Source organism: Roseomonas sp. TAS13 (assembly GCF_001950415.1).
Classification (GTDB): domain Bacteria; phylum Pseudomonadota; class Alphaproteobacteria; order Acetobacterales; family Acetobacteraceae; genus Roseomonas; species Roseomonas mucosa.
This window is the reverse complement of sequence record NZ_BDLP01000006.1, coordinates 20,620-36,995: the sequence shown is the minus strand read 5'-3', so window position 1 is coordinate 36,995 and position 16,376 is coordinate 20,620. Positions and strand designations below refer to the sequence as shown.

The 16,376-nt window shown below is 69.3% G+C and carries 13 protein-coding genes and 1 tRNA gene; 7 read left to right on the top strand and 7 right to left on the bottom strand.

All coding sequences use genetic code 11. From position 1 onward, the window contains the following. Positions 1-49: 49 nt before the first annotated feature. Positions 50-126 (top strand) — tRNA-Met (locus tag ROTAS13_RS01325). A 141-nt stretch (positions 127-267) separates the two neighbouring features. Here the strand turns inward: ROTAS13_RS01325 and ROTAS13_RS01320 are convergent. Continuing rightward, positions 268-1,062 (bottom strand): phytanoyl-CoA dioxygenase family protein, encoded by a 795-nt coding sequence (locus ROTAS13_RS01320; protein WP_075821336.1) that lies wholly within the window; start codon positions 1,060-1,062, stop codon positions 268-270. Beyond that, positions 1,059-1,913, bottom strand: a complete 855-nt coding sequence (locus ROTAS13_RS01315) for an NTP transferase domain-containing protein (protein WP_226946078.1) — start codon at positions 1,911-1,913, stop codon at positions 1,059-1,061. The genes ROTAS13_RS01320 and ROTAS13_RS01315 overlap by 4 nt, the downstream gene beginning before the upstream one ends. 43 nt (positions 1,914-1,956) lie before the next feature. Here ROTAS13_RS01315 and aepX point away from each other — a divergent pair, with 43 nt between their 5' ends. From aepX to ROTAS13_RS01295, 4 genes are read left to right on the top strand one after another with little or no spacing between them, the layout of a single operon-like run. After that, a complete protein-coding gene (aepX, locus tag ROTAS13_RS01310; protein WP_083755352.1) occupies positions 1,957-3,621 on the top strand; it encodes a phosphoenolpyruvate mutase in 1,665 nt (554 codons plus the stop codon). A 4-nt stretch (positions 3,622-3,625) separates the two neighbouring features. After that, positions 3,626-4,786 carry a phosphonopyruvate decarboxylase gene (gene aepY / locus ROTAS13_RS01305; protein ID WP_075821334.1) on the top strand — a complete coding sequence of 387 codons (1,161 nt, stop codon included), beginning with the start codon at positions 3,626-3,628 and terminating at the stop codon, positions 4,784-4,786. Next, positions 4,783-5,796 (top strand): lysylphosphatidylglycerol synthase domain-containing protein, encoded by a 1,014-nt coding sequence (locus tag ROTAS13_RS01300; RefSeq protein ID WP_075821333.1) that lies wholly within the window; start codon positions 4,783-4,785, stop codon positions 5,794-5,796. Before aepY ends, ROTAS13_RS01300 begins: the two co-directional genes overlap by 4 nt. A 1-nt stretch (position 5,797) precedes the next feature. Next, complete coding sequence (locus tag ROTAS13_RS01295) at positions 5,798-6,811, top strand: 2-aminoethylphosphonate--pyruvate transaminase (RefSeq protein ID WP_216348566.1); 1,014 nt, start codon at positions 5,798-5,800, stop codon at positions 6,809-6,811. A 109-nt stretch (positions 6,812-6,920) separates the two neighbouring features. Here ROTAS13_RS01295 and ROTAS13_RS01290 read toward each other — a convergent pair whose 3' ends face one another. Continuing rightward, on the bottom strand, positions 6,921-7,514 hold the full coding sequence (locus ROTAS13_RS01290; RefSeq protein WP_075821332.1) for a CDP-alcohol phosphatidyltransferase family protein: 594 nt from the start codon (positions 7,512-7,514) through the stop codon (positions 6,921-6,923). Positions 7,515-7,524: 10 nt separating this feature from the next. Then, a complete protein-coding gene (locus tag ROTAS13_RS01285; protein ID WP_226946079.1) occupies positions 7,525-8,511 on the bottom strand; it encodes a ferritin-like domain-containing protein in 987 nt (328 codons plus the stop codon). A gap of 175 nt (positions 8,512-8,686) precedes the next feature. Here ROTAS13_RS01285 and ROTAS13_RS01280 point away from each other — a divergent pair, with 175 nt between their 5' ends. Next, positions 8,687-11,311 carry an MMPL family transporter gene (locus ROTAS13_RS01280; RefSeq protein WP_075821331.1) on the top strand — a complete coding sequence of 875 codons (2,625 nt, stop codon included), beginning with the start codon at positions 8,687-8,689 and terminating at the stop codon, positions 11,309-11,311. Between the two features lie 36 nt (positions 11,312-11,347). On the opposite strand, the gene ROTAS13_RS26935 is transcribed toward ROTAS13_RS01280, so the two are convergent. Then, positions 11,348-11,971: an ABC transporter substrate-binding protein gene (locus ROTAS13_RS26935; RefSeq protein WP_075821330.1), complete on the bottom strand. Its 624-nt coding sequence runs from the start codon at positions 11,969-11,971 to the stop codon at positions 11,348-11,350. Between the two features lie 556 nt (positions 11,972-12,527). Between ROTAS13_RS26935 and hpnH the strand changes: the two genes are divergently transcribed. After that, positions 12,528-13,703, top strand: coding sequence for an adenosyl-hopene transferase HpnH (hpnH, locus tag ROTAS13_RS01270; RefSeq protein ID WP_058389530.1), 1,176 nt, complete (start codon positions 12,528-12,530; stop codon positions 13,701-13,703). Here hpnH and ROTAS13_RS01265 read toward each other — a convergent pair. After that, positions 13,620-14,267 carry a hopanoid-associated phosphorylase gene (locus tag ROTAS13_RS01265; RefSeq protein WP_058389531.1) on the bottom strand — a complete coding sequence of 216 codons (648 nt, stop codon included), beginning with the start codon at positions 14,265-14,267 and terminating at the stop codon, positions 13,620-13,622. The genes hpnH and ROTAS13_RS01265 overlap by 84 nt on opposite strands. A gap of 67 nt (positions 14,268-14,334) precedes the next feature. Continuing rightward, complete coding sequence (gene shc, locus ROTAS13_RS01260; RefSeq protein ID WP_216348565.1) at positions 14,335-16,365, bottom strand: squalene--hopene cyclase; 2,031 nt, start codon at positions 16,363-16,365, stop codon at positions 14,335-14,337. Positions 16,366-16,376 lie beyond the last annotated feature (11 nt).

The following is a 16,376-nucleotide window of genomic DNA, read 5'->3' as shown; positions in this document are numbered from 1 at the left end:
CACCCCCCGACCCGATCGCCGCCCACGTCACCATTACACCATCACCCAGCGCGGGGTGGAGCAGCCCGGTAGCTCGTCAGGCTCATAACCTGAAGGTCACAGGTTCAAATCCTGTCCCCGCATCCAAACACCACCACCCCCCCCCACACACAAGCACGCAACATACCCCCGCACGCGCACCCAGCAGGGTGGACAAAAGAAGTATGCCGTGTTCCAGCTTTGCCTTCATGATCCTGAAGAGACGCTCCAGGATCACGAACCGTCCTCTCACACCCGGAACTTGTAGTTCTTACCCGGCTTGCGTTCGACATCCGGCGGAAAGCTCGCCCGCTTGTCCGCGAAGTACCTGCCGCAATAGTCGCCGTCCGAAAGCAGGTTGTAGGTCAGGTACAGGATCCGCCGCGCCGCAGCCGTCATGTTCGGTTCCGAGGCATGGGGAGCATAGCTGTCGAAGAACAACACATCGCCTGGCTCTGTCGGTACCGAAATCAGCTTGAACTGCGCCATTTGTTCGGTGCTCAATGGCTTCCATTCCTCACCGATCAATCCGGCCAGGCGCGGTGCATCGGTCATCTGCAGACAGCCGTTCTCCTCTGTGGCGCGATCGATGCAGACCAGCGCGGTAACGAAGATCGGCGCATAGACCGACCAGCCCGCCTGCTGGTCCTGATGCGGTTCGAACCCCGCGCCGCCCGGCATCTTGAAGTTAATCTTGTCCTTGAAGAGCGTCACCGGCCCGCCCATCAACTGCGCCACGGCCGCTTCCAGACGGCTATCGCGGACGAGATCCTTGAACCCCTGGTGGAAGGGGCAGAAGTTCTCGATGCGCTGAATCACGCGCTCGCCACTGCGCAACAGGCTGTCCTCGCGATAGACCATGTGGCGCCCCGGAACTTCGGGAGCGGCAACCAGTTCGTTCGTCCAGCGCGAGATCGCCTGCGCTTCCTCCGGACTGTAGAAGCCGCGTGCCGCGACCCAACCGGTCCGCGCATAATGCGCCACGTCATCCGTGGAGAGGGGACCTGCCTCCGCCGGAACGGAAAGCCTCAAAGTCTCGTTCATGCTGGGCTCGCAACCTGAAGATGTGGGAGGATCACGTTCTCCGCGCGGACAACGTCTTCGGGAAAGTCGATCTCGGTCCAGGACAAGTCACTGATCTCCACGGCCTGGAAACGCGCCGGTCCGGCCAGGATCAGGTCACGGATCGCCTCCTCGTACTCGACCTGCCTTTCCCCGCGCTGAAGATAGTCCTCGCAACGCGCCGCCAGAAGCCCCGCCATCTCCGGAGAGAAGCGGAAAAAGCCCACGGACTCGCCATGCCAGTCATGCACGCGTTCCGGCTTTTTGCGGAAATCCACGATCAGCCCATCGCGGAAACAGATTTTCACCGGCTCGTCCCCCGGCTCGATCTCCCGGTCCACCAGCAGCAGGTTCTCGCCCGGGGCACGCAGCAGACGGCCAAGCATGGCGGGATCGTAGAGGACATCGCCATCCATCAGCAGCACTGGAACACCCTCACGCAGCGTTTCGGCCTGCACGGACAGCGACACGAGGCTGCCCTGACGGAAATCCCGGTTCTCGACAAAGCGCACCCGGTCCTGCCAGCCGAGGCGTGCGACCTCTTCCCGGATCAGATCTGCTTGATAGCCGATGGTGATCGCCACCCGTTGGATGCCATGCGCCTCCAGCGCCGCCAGATGCCGCGCGAGCAGGGTCAGGCCGCCGAATTCCAGCAGGACCTTGGGCCTGTCATCGGCACCGCCCAGGCGGCGCCCGACACCCGCGGCCAGGATGATCGCGACAGCAGAACATTGCGGCGCAGCAAGATATGACGACAAATCAAGGTTTCCGTTTCTGGCTTCCGGCCCATTGAACGATAAGGATGACAGTTCGATGTAGACAAGACCGGCCAACGGTGTCTTGGCGCACCTGTCCCGGTTATTGGGGAACCAACCTTTGAGAAGTGATCTGGATCAGCTCGCCTCGCCGCGCCCGGACCTGTCGCGGCGAAAGGAGAGCCGCTTTGCGGCCCTGCGCCGGGAAATCACCTCGCCGACCCTTTCCTTCCTGATGGAGGCCCATGACGGCCTCTCCGCGAAGATCGTCGAGGAGGCCGGCTTCCGCGGCGTCTGGGCCTCCGGACTCACGACCTCCGCCGCACTCGGCCTGCGCGACAGCAACGAGGCGTCCTGGACCCAGGTGCTCGACGTGCTGGAATACATGGCTGATGCGACGACGCTGCCGATCCTGGTGGACGGCGACACGGGCCATGGCAACTTCAACAATGTCCGCCGCTTCGTGCGCAAGCTCTGCGAGCGCGGCATTGCCGGCGTGTGCATCGAGGACAAGCTCTTCCCGAAGACCAACTCGTTCATCGGGGAGGCGCAGCCGCTCGCCGACATCGACGAGTTCTGCGGCCGCATCAAGGCGGGCAAGGACAGCCAGACGGATGACGACTTCGTCCTCGTCGCGCGTGTCGAAGCGCTGATCTCCGGCCATAGCATGGAGGAGGCGCTGCACCGGGCCGAGCGCTATCACGCGGCCGGGGCCGATGCGATCCTGATCCATTCCAAGAAGGCGAAGGCCGACGAGATCTTCACCTTCGCGGAACGCTGGAGCAACCGCTGCCCGCTCGTGATCGTGCCGACCATGTACTATGCGACGCCGACGGACCTGTTCCGCCAGGCTGGCATCTCCACCATCATCTGGGCCAACCACCTGCTGCGCGCCTCGATCACGGCGATGCGCGAGACGGCGGCACGCATCCACGAGGATGAGTCGCTGATGCGCGTCGAGGGCAGCGTTGCCTCGGTGAAGGACATCTTCCGCCTCGCCGGCAATGCCGAGCTGGAGGAGGCCGAGAAGCGCTACCTCCCGTCCCGGGCCGCGGCGGGCGCGGTGGTGCTGGCCGCCTCGGGCGGCGAACTCGGTGGCCTCACCGCGGACCAGCCGAAATGCATGGTCGATGTGCGCGGCCAGTCGCTGTTGCAACGCCTGGTCGGCACGCTGCGCGAGAGCGGCGTCCGCGACGTATCGGTGGTGCGTGGATACCGCAAGGAAGCGGTCGTGATGTCCGGCGTGCAGATGATCGACAACGATCGCTACGCCGAAACGGGAGAAACCTGGTCGCTGGCCCAGGCGCGCGAGGCGCTCCAGGGCGAGACGGTGATCGCCTATGGCGACGTGCTGTTCCGCCGCTACATCCTGGACAGCCTGCTCTCCTCCTCCGCCGACATCGTCGTGGCGGTGGATGCGCTGGACAAGACGCAGGACGGCACCCGCCCGAACAAGCGCGACGGCGTGGTGGCCGACAAGCGTTTCTCCGGCGACTATCTCGACGACGCGCCGGCGCATCTCGTCTCCATGACGCATGGCGGCTCGGCTTCCGAGGAAAGCTGTGGCGAATGGATCGGCCTCGCCCGCTTCAGCGCCCGTGGCGCCCAATGGCTGCGGGAGGAACTCGACGCCATGGCGGCCGAGGGTCTATTGGAGGGCGGTGACATGCCGCTGTTGCTGACGCGCCTCGCCGCGAAGCATCCGGTGCGGGTGAAGTACTTCACCGGCCACTGGCTCGACGTGGACACGCTGACCGACCTCGCCGAGGCCCGAAACTTCACCTGAGACCATGATCACAGCATCGGAGTTCCTCCACGAAGCCGGCAAAGCCGGCTTCGACTTCTATACGGGCGTGCCCTGTTCCTTCCTGACCCCGCTGATCAACGGCGTGCTGTCCGCGCCGGGCCTCGCCTATGTTGGCGCGGCCAGCGAGGGGGAGGCCGTGGCCATCGCCGCCGGTGCCTGGCTGGCGGGACGGCGGACGGTGGTGATGTGCCAGAACTCGGGTCTGGGGAACGCGGTGAACCCGCTGACCTCGCTGAACCATCCCTTCCGCATCCCGACCCTCTTCGTCACTACCTGGCGTGGGGAACCGGGCATCCCGGACGAGCCGCAGCACGAGCTGATGGGCCAGATCACCCAGGACCTGATCGCCCTGATGCGGCTGGAACAGGCGCCTTTCCCGGGCGGGCCCGTCGCCCTGGCGCCGGCCCTGGCGCAGGCGGCCGCGCGAATGGAGGCGACCGGGCTCCCCTATGCCTTCGTCATGCGCAAGGGCGATGTCACCGACAGCCCGCTGGACCAGGCGCCCCGGCCCCTGCCGCCGCCGGGCCGGCGCACCGACCATCCGGGTGAGGGCGGGCGCCCCGCGCGCGCCGCCGTGCTGGAGCGCTTCCTCGCCATCGTGCCGGAGGAGGCGGCGGTGGTCGCCACCACCGGCAAATGTGGACGAGAGCTCTTCACCCTCGCGGACCGGGAACAGCACCTCTATCAGGTCGGCTCCATGGGCGGGGCCAGCGGCATGGGGCTGGGCATCGCCCTGAACAGCCCGCGCCCCGTGGTGGTGCTGGATGGCGACGGCGCGGCGCTGATGAAGCTCGGCAGCCTCGCCACGATCGGCGCCCACGCGCCGGAGCGGCTGATCCACGTCATCCTCGACAACGGCGTTCACGACTCGACCGGCGGGCAGGCGACGGTCTCCGCCTCGGTGGACTTCGCCGGCGTCGCGCTGGCCTGCGGCTATCGCAGCGCCGCCGTCTGTGCCTCGCTGAACGGGTTCGAGGCCGCCTTCCGCGAGGCCCTGGCCACGCGCGGCCCGGCGCTGATCCATGCCAGGATCGCGCCCGGCTCCATGGAGAAGCTGGGCCGGCCCACGGTCAGGCCGCCGGAGGTGGCGCGGCGCTTCCGCGCCTTCCTCGCCCGCCCGCCCGCGGGGGCGCCTGCCGCGTGATCTGGTCCACCGCCCTCAGCCTCGTCATCGGCCTCGCCGCCTTCCTGACCCTGATCCTCACCAGCGACCCGGCCCAGATCCTGGCGCTGCTGCTCCAGACGGGCTGGGGCCTGCTGCTGGTGGCGGCGCTGCACGTGCCGCAGATCTTCTGCTCCGCCCTGGGCTGGCAGCCGCTGATCGAGGACTCGCGCAGGCCGGGGCTGCTCACCCTCACCAAGCTGCGCTGGGTGCGGGAATCCGCCAATGCCATGCTGCCCTTCGTGCAGGTGGCGGGCGAGCTGGCGCGGGCGCAGCTCCTGCTCCGCCGGGGCGTCGGGCGCATCCGGGTGGTGGCCAGCATCGCCGTGGACCTTGCCACGGAGATGGCCTCGCAGATCGTCTTCTCGCTGATGGGCGTGGCCGTGCTGCTGCTGATCCCGCATGAGGGCGGCGATACGGTAACGCATTGGTTGATCGCGGCCACGCTGCTGGGCGGCGGCCTGACTGTCGCCTTCATGCTGGCGCAGCGTTTCGGCCTGTTCCGGCTGGTGGAGAAGCTGCTGCCGCGCTTCGCCGCCCGGGCCGGCTGGGCCTCGCTCGGCGACATGACCGGGCTGAACGAGGCGGTGCTGCGCCTCTACCGCCAGCCCTCCCATCTCTGGCGCAGCGGTGCGGGGCATCTGGCCTCCTGGCTGATCGGCGTGGTGGAGACCTGGGCGGCCATGTGGCTGCTGGGCATCGAGGCCAGCTTTGCCGAGGCCATGGTGATCGAGAGCCTGGCCCAGGCGGTCCGCAGCGCCGGCTTCTTCATCCCCGGCGCGCTGGGGGTGCAGGAGGGCGGCTATGTCCTGCTTTGCGGCCTCTTCGGCATCCCGGCCGATCAGGCGCTTGCCCTGGCGCTGGTCCGCCGCTTGCGCGACATCGCCCTGGGCCTGCCGGGGCTGGTCGCCTGGCGCCTGGACGCCTCCGGGCCGCACCTCGGCAAACCCGCTCTGGTGGGCATGGCGAAACCGGGAATGGGGAAGCACTGACATGGCACCGGAACCGATCCTCCTGACTCCGGGGCCCCTGACCACGCAGCTCAGGACGCGGCAGGCCATGCTGCGCGACTGGGGCTCGCGCGATCCGGGCTTCATCGCCCTGACGGCGGAGCTGCGGCAGCGGCTGCTGGATGTCGCGAAGGGGCAGGGGAGCCATGCCGCGGTGCCCCTTCAGGGCTCCGGCACCTTCATCGTCGAGGCTGCGATCGCCACGCTGATCGCGCCGGGGGACAAGCTGCTGGTCCTCTGCAACGGCGCCTATGGCGAACGCATGGTGACCATCGCCCGTCGCATGGGGCGGCAGGTGGAGGCGCTGAGCTGGCCGGAGGACCGGGTGGTGGAGCCCGCCCGCGTCGCCGAGGCGCTGCGGGGCGATCCCGCCGTCACCCATGTCGCCCTGGTCCATTGCGAGACCACCACCGGCATCCTGAACCCCCTGCCGGAGATCGCCGCCGCCGTAGCGGGGGCAGGGCGGCACCTGCTGCTGGACGCGATGAGCAGCTTCGGCGCCCTGCCGGTCGACCTCGTCACCCAGCCTGTAGCGGCGGTGCTGGCTTCCTCGAACAAATGCCTGGAGGGCGTGCCGGGGATCGGCTTCGCCCTGGTGCGTGAGGAAATGCTGGCGGCGCGTAAGGGCAACAGCCCCTCGGTCAGCCTGGACCTTGAGGCGCAGTGGCGCGGCTTCGAGAGCAATGGCCAGTGGCGTTTCACCCCGCCGGTGCAGGTGGTGGCGGCGCTGGTCGAGGCGCTGCGGCTGCTGGAGGCCGAGGGTGGCCCCGAGGCGCGCCGGGCTCGCTACGCGAACAACCTGCGGGTGCTGCTGGCCGGGATGCGCCGCATGGGCTTCGACCTCTACCTCGACGAGGCGGTGCAGGCGCCCATCATCGCCACCTTCCGCTCGCCGGAGGGCTTCGGTTTCCGGCGCTTCTACGACGCGCTGGCGGAACGGGGATTCCTGATCTACCCGGGCAAGCTGACCCAGGCGGAGAGCTTCCGCATCGGCTGAATCGGCGCGCTGGGGCAGGGGGATTTCGAGCGGCTCCTCGCCGCCGTGGAGGAGGTCCGGGCCTCTGCCTAGCCGGAAAACGGGTGCGGAGACCGCCCGGGCGCGGAGGTCAGGAGGCGATCCGGTCCCGTCGCCGCCCCGTCAGGCCCAGCCAGAGCGCGGCCAGCGGCGTGATGACCGCGGCGGCCCAGAGCATCGGTTCGGACAGGCCGAGCCAGACCAGCACGGGCACGAAGACCATGGCATCGTCGGGATCGACGGTCAGGCCCGGGGCGATCTGATAGCCGCGCAGCTCGCCCAGCTTCAGCACGTTGAGCTGCCAGAACAGCGCCCCGATGCCGAGGCCGGCCACCACGCCCAGCAGTGGCCCGGTGAGATCCAGGATGGGCATCAGCCCCACGCCGATGCCGATGAAGGCGATGATGCCCGACAAGCAGTCGCTGATCAGGTCATAGCGGTGGCCGCCCGCGCTGAACTGCCGGGTCTGCCGCGCCAACTCGCCATCCGCCCGGTCGAGCAGCATGGAGAACAGGAAGATCCCGCCGCCGATGGCGGGCCAGGGCGCGGGGCCGGCGAAGGCCAGGGCGGCGGCGATGCCGCCCAGCAGGCGCAGCGTGGTGATCTGGTTGGGGGTCACGCCGGTCAGCGCGACTCGCCGTACTGCCGGCCGGACGATGCGGTGGATGATGGTGTCGTGGCTCACGGGGAGGGTCTCAGGCGGCCTGAGCCGCTTCCTTTTGCTTCGGGCCGCGCATGAAGCGGCGCGCGATCCGGATGACGAAGGGAACCGTCGTTGGCCGCAGCAGGCGGGGATCGTAGCCGCCCAGCCGCCGGTCGTTCTCGGCGAGGCAGATGTCGATCAGCTCCGCCGCGCTCATGCTGACGCCGATGGACTGGGAATTGGCGGTGAAGTTCGTGTCCTTGGAGGCGCCGCTCATGTCGCGGGCCATCACCAGCCGGTCCCAGACCAGCACCGCCCAGACGGCGGCGGTCTTGGCCAGGAAATACGGCTTGCGCCACCAGGGCTGCTGCCTGCGCTTCCAGGCCGCCCAATTGGCGAAGAAGAGGATGTGCCGGCTCTCCTCCTGGATCACCGGCTCGAAGGTCTCCACCAGGTCGGGCGGGAAGAAGCCGGAGCGGCGCGCGGCCTCGAACAGGCCGAAGGCGAAGAAGCTATCGATGCACTCGCTGTAGCCCGTGCGCATCCAGCCCCATTCGGTGTCCTTGAAGCCGGTGTATTCCGGCTCCGGCTCCAGCACCACACCATAGGCCTCGACGAGGTTGGACAGCACCACCTTGTGGCGCGCCTCCTCGTTGCCATCCATGACCATCGCGTCCTTGAGCAGCGGGTCCTCGATGGTGGCGGCGTAGTCGAGCACGCGCAGCGAGGCGCGTCCCTCCGTCTGCACGGCGATGTCCCAGATCGGCAGGCCGGTGAGGCGGGCATGCGCCTCCGGGTCCAGCTTCGGCCAGTCCAGCACGCGCGGCTTGTAGGGGTTGTGCGTCTCCAGCAGCATCCGCGCGAACATGATCATGTGGTCGTGGCTGCCGATGCGGATGCGGCCGGGCTTGCCGAAGGTCCAGTACCGGGCCGTCCGGTCGGCCGCGGCCACGATCATGCTGTTGAGCGGGACGTCCCATTCGGCCGGATGCTCGGCATTGCCGTCGAACGCTCCGGGCGGCACGGGTCTTGACGACATGGGCAACACCGATGATAGCGCCGGGCAACCCCCGACCGGCTTTCTTGCTTAGCCACCGCCCGGCCGGGATGCAATGTCACGACGCCGCCATCCCCGGGCGCTGCCCCACCCGCCGCGCCAGGATCGGACGGCCGCCACCGGCTCTCGCGGGCCATGCCAGAGGATGCCGGACTGCATGGCCCAGCCGCCCCACAACCCGCCCGCCGCCGCGCCGGACTCGCTCACCGGGCGGATCGTCGGCGCCTGCTGCCGCCATGCCTGGTGGGTCCTGCTGCTGGCCCTGCTGCTGACGGCGGCCGCCGGGGTGTACAGCGCCCGGCACTTCGCCATGACCACGGACACGGCGGAGCTGATCTCGCCCGAACTACCCTACCGCCAGCGGGAGATCGCGCTCAACGCCGCCTTTCCGCAGAACCAGGACATGACGGTGGTGGTGCTGGACGGGGCCACGCCGGAACTGGCGGAACTGGGGGCGGCGCGGCTCTATGACCGGCTGAAGGGCCGCGAGGACCTGTTCCGCAGCGTCCGCCGCCCCGATGGCGGCCCCTTCTTCGCCCGCTATGGGCTGATGCTGCTGCCGCTGCCCGAGGTGCAGGCCAATACCGACCAGCTGATCCAGGCCCAGCCTTTCCTGGGGCCACTGGCCGCCGATCCCAGCCTGCGCGGGGTGATGGGGGCACTGGACACGGTGCTGCTGGGGGTGGAGCGCGGGCAGGCGAAGCTGGAAGACATCCGCCGGCCGCTGGTGGCCCTGGCCACCAGCTTCGGTGCCGTGGCGGAGGGCGGGCCAGGCTTCTTCTCCTGGCGCAACCTCTTCTCCGACCGGCCGGCCGGGGTGCGGGAAACGCGCAAGTTCATCCTGGTCCAGGCGAAGCTCGACTACGGCTCGCTGGAGCCCGGCGCCCGGGCCAGCGCCGCGATCCGCGAGGCGGCGCGCGGGCTGGGGCTGGACGCGGCCCATGGCGTGAGCGTGCGCCTGACCGGCAGCGTGCCGCTCTCGGACGAGGAATTCGCCACCCTGGCGGAAGGCGCCTCGCTGATGGGCATCGCCATGGTCGTCTGCCTCGTCGCCATGGTCTGGCTCGCCGTGCGGTCCTGGCGCTTCACCCTGGCCATCCTGTTCAGCACCATCCTGGGCCTGGTGCTGACGGCCGGGGCGGGGCTGCTGGTGATCGGGCGCTTCAACCTGATCTCGGTCGCCTTCATCCCGCTCTTCGTGGGGCTGGGGGTGGATTTCGGCATCCAGGTGTCGGTCCGCGCCCGGGCGGAGCGCCTGCGCCACCCGGCGCTGGGCGATGCGCTGGTGGCGGCCGGGAATGGCGTAGGCGGCTCTCTGGCCCTGGCGGCGGCGGCCATCGCGGCGGGCTTCTTCGCCTTCCTGCCCACCAGCTATATCGGCGTTTCCGAGCTCGGGGCCATCGCCGGGGTGGGGATGGTGGTGGCCTTCGTGCTCAGCATCACCCTGCTGCCGGCCCTCCTGGCCCTGCTGCGCCCGGCGGGCGAGGCGCGGGAGGTCGGCTTTGCCGCCCTGGTCCCGGTCGAGACCTGGCTGCACCGCCACCACCGGGGGGTGATCGGCGCCGCGGTGCTGCTGGTCCTGGGATCGGTGGCGCTGATGCCGCGGCTGGACTTCGACTTCAACCCGCTGCACCTGCGCAGCGAGAAGGTGGAGTCCGTCTCGACGATCGAGGACCTGATGAAGGACCCCGACCGCTCTCCCTATACGGTCGACGTGCTGATGCCCTCTCTGGCCGATGCCGACGCGCTGGCGAAGCGCATCGCGCCGCTGCCCGAGGTGGCCCAGGTCGTCACCCTGGACAGCTTCGTGCCCGGCCAGCAGGAGGAGAAGCTGGCCGCCATCCACGACGCGGCCGACCTTCTTTCCCTGACCCTGGACCCGGTGACGGGCCGCCCGCCACCCAGCGATGCCGAGGTGGTGGAGAGCTTCCGCGCGACGGCGGCCGGGCTGCGCCGCGCGGCGGGGGAGGCGCATGATTCGGGGGCGGAGGCGGCACGGGGCCTCGCTTCGGCGCTGGAGCGCCTGGCCGCCGCTGCACCGGAGGTGCGGGCGCGGGCCTCGGAGGCGGTAATCACCCCTCTGCGCGTCCTGCTGGCCCAGATCCGCGACATGCTCTCGGCCGGGCCGGTGACGGCGGAAACCCTGCCGCCGGAGCTGCGGGCCGACTGGGTCGCGGCGGACGGGCGGGCGCGGGTGCAGGTCTTTCCCCAGGGTGGCACCAGCAGCAACGAGGCGCTGCGCCGCTTCGCCGCCGCGGTGCAGGCGGTGGCGCCCCAGGCCACCGGCGCGCCGATCTCGCTGCAGGAGGCCGGGGACAGCATCGTCCGCGCCTTCCTCCAGGCCGGGGTGCTTTCGGCCATCGTCATCACCCTGCTGCTGGCCCTGGTGCTGCGGCGGCTGCGGGACGTGCTGCTGACCATCCTGCCGGTGATCGCCAGCGGCCTGCTGACCCTGGGCGCCTGCGTGGTGCTGGGGGAGGCGCTGAACTTCGCCAACATCATCGCCCTGCCGCTGCTCTTCGGCATCGGCGTGGCCTTCAACATCTACTACGTGATGGCCTGGCGACATGGGGAGACGGCGCTGCTGTCCAGCAGCCTGACCCGCGCCATCGTCTTCAGCGCCCTGACCACGGCGACGGGCTTCGGCAGCCTCTGGCTCTCCACCCATCCGGGCACGGCCAGCATGGGGCGGCTGCTGATGATCTCGCTCGCCTGCGTGCTGCTGGTGATCCTGCTGCTGCAGCCGGTACTGCTGGCGAGGCCGGCGGCCGGGAAGCGCTGACCGCCGCCCGGCGCCCCGTGCCTCAGGTGCGGCGCCTCAAGCTGGCTTCATCAGCCGGTCGCTGAGCTCGTTCAGCCTTTGCACCAGGGTCGCCGCGCCCTGGCGGACGGGGGCGGCGAATTCCGAACGGCGGATGCTCAGCTCGCTGATCGAATCGTGCAGCACGTCGGTGATGCGCCAGGCCCCGTCCGCCTGGTGCATGCGGTAGGTGAGGTCCACCGGCTTCCCCGAGGGGTTCAGCAGCCGGCTCACCACGATCTTCTCGTCGCCCCGGTCCTCGACCCGCTGGGTCTCGAAGCCCTGGCCGCTGTAGCCATCGAAGTTGCTGGCGTAGCTGGCGACGGTCATCCGGGTGAAGGCCTGGATGACCGCCTGCTGTTCCTGCGGGGTGAAGGAGGTCCAGCGGGACCCCACGGCGAAGCGGGACATGGCCGGAATGTCGAAGACCGCCTGCACCACCGGGGCGAGCTGCTGGTAGCGGCCCTGGATGCCCAGCGCCTGCGCCCGCTTCATCACGTCGAGCAACGTGGCATGCAGCCGCTCGATCTGCGCCGCGGCGGGATCGGCGGCCTGGGCCATGGCGGGCCGGGGCATGGCAACCGGGGCGAGGGCGGGAAGCAGGACGGCCGCGAGGAGCCCCTGCCGGCGGGAAATGGGCATGCCTGTGTTTCCCCGGCGCGCCGCCGCTTGGCAAGCCTGGCCGGTGGGCGGCGCGCGGTGGCCCGGTACAAAGCTGCGTGGGCGGGCCTCCGTGCCCCTGTCCGGTTTCCGGTCGTCTGTGGCGGCGGGGTGGTCCGGGCTGTGGCGGATCAGCCACAATCCTGACGGAAGAAGGGGCTCACCGGCTTGTTGCCCTGCACTTGCGGCTCCAATCAGGAAGGATGAACCCGACCGGTACGGTCTGGAACCCCGGAACTCGGCCTTGGTGCGGAGGGCAGGGCCGATGTGCGGCCTGTGCGGGCGTGCGGTCCGGCCATGCGTGCTAGGAGACGGAGGAAGCACGCGAATCCTGGCCGTGAACGGGTCCGGGCGACCGGGCCCGGAGCTGCCCGCCGGATCGTGCCGGAAGCCGTTCCGGAGGAGGATGGCCCAGGATGGATCGCCCGAACGGCTTGGTCTGCCGGGAGATCCGTCCGGGCCGGGTGCCCGGCGGCATGTTGAGATGGAACCTGGCCGCCCGACGCGGCGGCCGTGAGAGACAGCAAGGAGCGCGGCTTTGGGCATTCCCATGCTGCAGGCGGCCCGGATCGGGTCCTATATTTTCAGGCAGCACCTTTCGGGGCGGAAGCGCTATCCGCTCGTGCTCATGCTGGAGCCCCTGTTCCGTTGCAACCTCGCCTGCGCGGGCTGCGGCAAGATCGACTATCCGTCGGAGATCCTGAACCAGCGTCTCTCCTACGACGAGTGCATGGAGGCGATCGACGAATGCGGCGCCCCCGTCGTCTCGATCGCGGGCGGCGAGCCGCTGCTGCACAAGGAGATGCCGAAGATCGTCGAGGGCTATCTGGCGAGGAAGAAGTTCGTGATCCTCTGCACGAACGCACTTCTGCTGGAAAAGAAGATCGACGACTACAAGCCGCATCCCGCCTTCACCTGGTCCATCCACCTGGATGGCAACGAGGCGATGCACGACAAGTCGGTCTGCCAGGCGGGCGTCTATGACAAGGCTGTCGCGGCCATCAGGCTCGCGAAGAGCAAGGGCTTCCGCGTCAGCATCAACTGCACGCTGTTCAACGACGCCGACCCGCAGCAGACCGCCGACTTCTTCGACGACATGAAGGCGATCGGGCTGGACGGCATCACCGTCTCCCCGGGCTATGCCTATGAGCGCGCGCCGGACCAGCAGCACTTCCTGAACCGCACCAAGACCAAGGAGCTATTCCGCGGCATCCTGGCGCGGGGCAAGGGCGGCAAGAAGTGGCCCTTCAGCCAGTCCACCATGTTCCTGAACTTCCTGGCCGGCAACGAGGCCTATGCCTGCACGCCCTGGGGCAACCCGACGCGCACGGTCTTCGGCTGGCAGAAGCCCTGCTACCTGCTCGGCGAAGGCTATGCGAAGACCTTCCGGGAGCTGATGGACGACACGGAGTGGGACAAGTACGGCGTCGGCAACTACGAGAAGTGCGCCGACTGCATGGTCCATTCAGGCTTCGAGGCCTCGGCGGTGAAGCACACGGTGCAGAACCCGGTGAAGGCGGCGATGGTCTTCCTGCGCGGCGTGCGGACGGACGGGCCGATGGCGCCCGATATCTCGATCGAGAACCAGCGTCCGGCGCAGTTCGTCTTCTCCGGCCATGTGGAGAAGAAGCTAGTGGAGATCCGCCGTACGAAGAGCGCCAAGCACGGCGGGAGCACCAAGCCCGGCGCCCAGGCGACGATTGCCGCGGAGTAGAGCGCGGAACGCCTTCTCCGCCTCGATCCCGGTGCGCAGCAGCGCCGGGATCTGAAGCGGGTCGCGCAGCACCGAACCCAGCACGGCGAGCGGCGCCATGCGCCCGTCCGGCCGCATGCCCAGCATCGCGGCCGGGGGCAGGTTGCGCTTCGCGGAATCCGAGATCGCGCGAGCCACGGCGAAAGGCAGCCCATGCCGCTGTGCCACACGCCCCGCGATATGCGATTCCATGTCCACCGCCACGGCGCCAGAGGCCTTGCGCAATTGGGCCTTCCAGCGCGCGCCGGTGACCATCTCCTCCGACCCCGCCACCAGCCCTGGCATGGCGCCAGGCAGGTAGTGCAGCAGCCATTCCGTCCATTCCGGATGGGTGGGGATGCGGCTGTGGCCGTCGAGCACCGCGCCGGCCACCACCCAGTCGCCCGGTTCCAGCCCCGGGGCGAGGGCGCCGGCCAGGCCGGTGCTCAGGATGCCGCGCACCTGGGGTGCCAGCCGCTCCAGCTCCGCCTCCAGCCGCGTGGCGTCGCCGCCGCCGGAGATGGCGAGGATACCGGGACCGGACACGATCCGGGCTTCCCGCCGCAAGCCCGTCGCGGCGAGGAGTATCGGGGGGATCGAGGTCACGGGTGGCTCAGAGGCCCCAGGAAGGCTGGGTCGCGTTGCCCTTGCGCAGGTTGCGGTAGCGCGCCACGGCCCAGAGCGGAAAGAAGCGCGCATAGCCGTGGTAGCGGAGGTAGAAGACGCGCGGGAAGCCGCCGCCCGTATAGGCCTCCTGGTTCCACAGCCCCGTCTCGTCCTGCTGCGACTTGAGGTAGGCGACGCCGCGCGCCACGGCGGGATCGTCCACATGGCCCGCCGCCATCAGCCCGAGCAGCGCCCAGGCGGTCTGGCAAGGGTTGGACGGCGCCTTCTCATAGCCGCGGTAGTCGAGCTTGTAGCTTTCGCAGTCCTCGCCCCAGCCGCCATCCTCGTTCTGGATGCGCAGCAGCCATTGCGCACCGCGCCACACGGTCGGATGCTCCGATGTCCAGCCCGCCGCGTTCAGCCCGCACAGAGCCGACCAGGTGCCGTAGATGTAGTTGACGCCCCAGCGGCCGAACCAGCTTCCGTCGGCCTCCTGCTCGCGCACGATATAGTCCAGCGCGGCTCGCATCCGTGGGTTCGCCTCGGTCTCGCCGAGCTGTGCCAGCATCGCCACGCAGCGCGCGCTGACATCCACGGTCGGCGGGTCGAGCAGCGCGCCGTGATCGGCGAAGGGGACGTTGTTCAGGTAATGGTAGCTGTTGTCGGCGTCGAAAGCGCCCCAGCCGCCGTTGCGGCTTTGCAGCCCGATGGTCCATTCCGCGCCGCGCGCGATGGCTTCGTCGAAATCCTCGCCCGGGTCCAGCCTGCGGCGGGCGCGGTCCATCGCCATCACCACCACGGCCGTATCGTCGAGATCGGGGTAGTGCGCGTTGCGGTACTGGAAGGCCCAGCCGCCGGGGCGCACGTCGGGGCGGATCTCGGCCCAGTCGCCGCGCACCTCCAGCTCCTGCAGCGGCTTCAGCCAGGCCAGGCCCTTCTCCACCGCCTCGGCATGCTCCAGCTCGCCCGCCTCCATCAGCGCGTGGCAGGTCAGCGCGGTGTCCCAGACCGGGGAGACGCAGGGCTGGCAATAGGCCTCGTCCTCGCCGACGATCAGCAGCTTCTCGACCGAGGCACGGGCGATGGCGCGGTCCGGATGATCCTCCGGATAGCCGAGCACGTCGTACATCATCACGCTGTTGGCCATGGCCGGATAGATCGCGCCCAGCCCGTCCTCGCCGTTGAGCCGCTCGCGCACGAAGTTCACGCACCAGTCGATGGCGCGCTGGCGCGAGCCCCTGGGCCAGAGCGGCTCGGCGGCCTTGAGGCCGAGGTCGAGGCTGTTGAAGAACAGCGCCCAGCCCGGCTTCCGATGCGTCTTCGCCCGCCGCAGCCGCATGCGGTCGCGGGGCAGGAAGAGCTCGGGGATATGGATGCCGCGCGGGTTGCGGGCGCGGGCCTTCTTCGCCTGCAGCACCAGCAGCGGCACGATCACCGTGCGCGCCCAGTAGGCCATCTTGCTCAGGTGGATCGGGAACCAGCGCGGCAGCAGCACCATCTCCACCGGCATGGAGGGCACGCGGCTCCAGGAGATCTCGCCGTACATGGCGAGCAGGATGCGGGTGAAGACATTGGCGGCGCCCGCGCCGCCACGGGCCAGCAGAGCCTCGCGCGCCCGCGCCATGTGCGGCGCGTCGGGGCTGTCGCCGATCATCTTCAGGCAGAAATAGGCCTTCACCGTCGCGCTGATGTCGAAGGCGCCGCCATGAAACAGCGGCCAGCCGCCATGATCGCCCTGGATGCGGCGCAGGTAGTTGCCGATGCGCCGCTCCAGCTCCAGGTCCTCCGGCTCCGCCAGATGATGGCGCAGCAGGACGTACTCGGCGGGGATGGTGGCGTCGGCCTCCAGCTCGAAGACCCAGTGCCCGTCCTCGCGCTGCATCTCCTTGAGTGCCTGCGCGGCACGCCCGACCATCGCATCGAGCGTGGCCGCGCTGACCGGTTCCCCAGCCGCGGGATGCGGGGCCGCAGGGTGCGAAGCCAGGGAAGCGATGTCGTCGGTGTTGTCCTGCGGTACACCAGCCGGTGCGTCGAACATTTCGCAGCAGC